Annotated in this window: 3 protein-coding genes; all 3 read left to right on the top strand. The window is 50.9% G+C overall.

Going from position 1 to position 3,177, the window contains the following annotated elements; translation table 11 throughout:
- Positions 1 to 231: gliding motility-associated C-terminal domain-containing protein (locus ACI6PS_RS16140; protein ID WP_421013603.1), on the top strand; the 231-nt coding region annotated here is incomplete at its 5' end.
- 78 nt (positions 232 to 309) lie between these two features.
- Positions 310 to 1,230, top strand: coding sequence for a type IX secretion system membrane protein PorP/SprF (locus ACI6PS_RS16135; protein WP_421013602.1), 921 nt, complete (start codon positions 310 to 312; stop codon positions 1,228 to 1,230).
- Between the two features lie 20 nt (positions 1,231 to 1,250).
- Positions 1,251 to 3,119, top strand: a complete 1,869-nt coding sequence (locus ACI6PS_RS16130) for an OmpA family protein (protein WP_421013601.1) — start codon at positions 1,251 to 1,253, stop codon at positions 3,117 to 3,119.
- Positions 3,120 to 3,177: the final 58 nt, after the last annotated feature.

Below are 3,177 nucleotides of genomic sequence, written 5' to 3'. Positions count from 1 at the left end.
CCAGACGGCAACGACAAGAACGACAGTTTTGACCTGACAGGATACAATGTAAGGGAGATCAGCATCTTCAACCGCTACGGGACAGAGGTGTACAGCTTCAAGAACTATGTAGACCAATGGTACGGACAGACCAATGCGGGGGATGAACTTCCTGACGGAACCTACTTCTATGTATTCCAGACCGTAGAAGGAGAAAAGAAAACAGGCTGGATCTATATCAACAGGAAATAAAAAAAGGACGATATTTGCGATGATTTCCCGGGACAGCATCCCGGGGGAGCATCCAACAAATAAAAAACAATCAAGCAGATGAACAAATTATATCTAGCCATTCTATTAGCGGTGGTATCCATTGGGGAGATCAAGGCCCAGCAGGATCCGCATTACACACAATACATGTACAACATGAACGTGATCAACCCTGCCTATGCCGGATCCAAGGAGAACCTGTCCTTCGGGCTCCTGTACCGCAAGCAGTGGGTGGACATCGACGGGGCACCCTCCACATTCACCTTCTCCGGGCACACCCCGGCAGGAAAGAACGTCGGACTCGGACTCTCCGTCATCGCAGACGAGATAGGACCCGTAAAGGAACAGAACGTATATGGGGACTTCTCCTACACGCTGAACCTTGGAGGCGAGCACAGGCTTGCACTGGGAATGAAGGCGGGGATCACCCTGCACAAGGTAGGGCTCAACAGCGAGATCGCACCGTCACTGCAGGTAACCGGAGATGATGCCTTCAGCGAGGACACTAGCAACTCCTACTTCAACCTTGGAACAGGACTATTCTACTATACCGACAAGTACTACGTGGCGCTCTCGGTCCCAAACATGCTCAAGGCGACACACCTTGATGTAAACGGGGTGAAATACGGAAACGAGACCCAGCACTATTTCATTACCGGGGGATATGTCTTCGACCTTACGCCAAACCTGAAATTCAAGCCATTTGCAATGCTCAAGTCGGCCTTCGACTCGCCTAGCTCACTTGATGTCTCCACCAACTTCCTCTTCAACGAGAAGTTCGAGATCGGTGCGACATACCGTGTGGACGACAGCTTCGGTGCGATGGTAAACGTGGCCGTGAGCCCTTCAATCAGGATAGGATATGCATACGACCACATCATATCGGAGATCAAGACCGTGGCCCCGGCCTCGCACGAGATCATACTGCTGTTCGATGTCAATTTCCCGAAAAAAGTATCACGCTCACCAAGATATTTCTAACCTAAAAGCAAGACCCGATAATGAAAAGACTATATATACTGTTAGGCTGTGTGCTGGTAAGCACATCCGCGCTACAGGCACAAAGCAAGGAAACAAAGAGAGCGGATCTCCTCTTCAACCAGTTCGAATATGTTGAAGCAACCCAGGAGTACCTCAAGCTTGTCGAGAAGGGCAAGCAGGATCCGTACATCTACAAGCAGTTGGCAGATGCCTACTACAACATGTTCAACACCGCCGAAGCCGCAAAGTGGTATGCAAAGGTGGTGGCCACACCCCAGGATGCCGAAACCCATTACCGGTATGCACAGATGCTGAAGGCCAACGGAAAATATGAAGAGGCAAACAAGCAGATGGCAACCTTCGCCGCAAAGGCGCCGAACGACCAGCGCGCAAAGACATTCAAGGAAAACCCGAACTACCTGCCTAAACTTCTGGACAAGCAGAAGGCATTCAACATAAAGCCGATGGACATCAGCAGCGATAAGTCGGATTTCGGGCCCTTCCTGGCAAACGACAACAACCTGTACTTCACCAGCTCAAGGAACAAGGCAAAGAGGACAGACGGATGGAACGACGAGCCCTACCTGGACATCTACAAGTCCACATTCAATGCAGACAAGACCTTCGGGAAGCCTGTGGAGGTGGCAGAGCTGAACACAAGATGGCACGACGGGCCGGTAGCCATAACGGCCGACGGCAACACGATGTACTTCTCAAGGGACAGCCATGCGGAGAACAGCTTTGAGAAGGACAAGAAATTGAAGGCAAAATTCAGCCAGGTACACCTATTCAGAGCTACAAGGCAGGGGGAGACATGGGGAAACATCACACCGCTTCCCTTCAACAGCAAGAGCTATTCCACAAGCAGCCCTAGCATCAGCAAGGACGGCAAGACACTCTACTTCACATCGGACATGCCGGGCTCCATCGGGTCATCAGACATCTGGAAGGTGTCCGTAAATGGCGACCAGTATGGAAAGCCGGAGAACCTTGGACCGAAGGTGAACACCGAGGGCAAGGAGCAGTTCCCGTTCATCACCGATGACAATGTGCTTTATTTTTCCTCCAATGGAAGGCAGGGGCTCGGAGGGCTGGATGTCTTCTCGATCGACCTGAATACAAAAGAGGAAGCCAAGAACGTCGGAAAGCCTGTGAACAGCGAAAAGGACGACTTCTCGTTCTCCTTCAATACCGTAAAGAACATCGGCTTCTTTGCAAGCAACAGGACAGGGATCGACAACCTGTATTCGGCAGATCCCGTATGCAGCGTGGAGGCAACAACCGTGGTCACTAATGCAAGGACAGGCGCACTGCTCGCAGATGCAAGGGTGGCCATATTGGACGCAAAGAAGAACGTGATTGAAACCAGGACAACGGGGGCAAACGGCGAGGTCGTGTACAATGTGGAATGCAACACCGCCTATACGATCCAGGCCGCAAAGGACGGATATGAGAGCGGGGTATTCAGCATTGCACCAAACAAGGGCGGCAAGGCAAGAATCGAGGCACCGCTGAACCCGATAGACGTGATCGTCACACCGACAGAGATTGTCCTGAAGGAGATCAACTTCGAATACAACAAGTCAAACATCACACAGGAGGGGGCATTCGAACTTGACAAGCTGGTTCAGGTGATGAAGAACAACGACAAGCTCGTGATAATGGTAAAGGCACATACGGACAACCGAGGAAGCGACAAGTACAACCTGGACCTTTCTGACCGCAGGGCCAAATCAACCGTGCAGTACGTGATCTCAAAGGGGATACCCGCAAGCAGGATATCAGGAAAAGGATACGGGGAGAGCGAACCAAAGATCGACTGCAAGGAAACCTGCTCAGAAGAACAGCACGCACAGAACAGAAGAAGCGAATTCCTTATCGTCAAGTAATTACAATGCAATCAAATAATAAAAAGCCCTTCCAATACGGAAGGGCTTTTTTATGATA

This window comes from Flavobacterium sp. PLA-1-15 (assembly GCF_049060005.1).
In the GTDB taxonomy this organism is placed as follows: Bacteria; Bacteroidota; Bacteroidia; order Flavobacteriales; family Flavobacteriaceae; genus Flavobacterium.
This window is presented reverse-complemented; position numbering and strand designations above follow the sequence as displayed.

What these genes read in the sequence shown, in the direction of transcription:
- ACI6PS_RS16135 (WP_421013602.1), top strand. Translation starts at nt 310, where the DNA reads ATGAACAAATTATATCTAGCCATTCTATTAGCGGTGGTATCCATTGGG.
- ACI6PS_RS16130 (WP_421013601.1), top strand. Translation starts at nt 1,251, where the DNA reads ATGAAAAGACTATATATACTGTTAGGCTGTGTGCTGGTAAGCACATCC.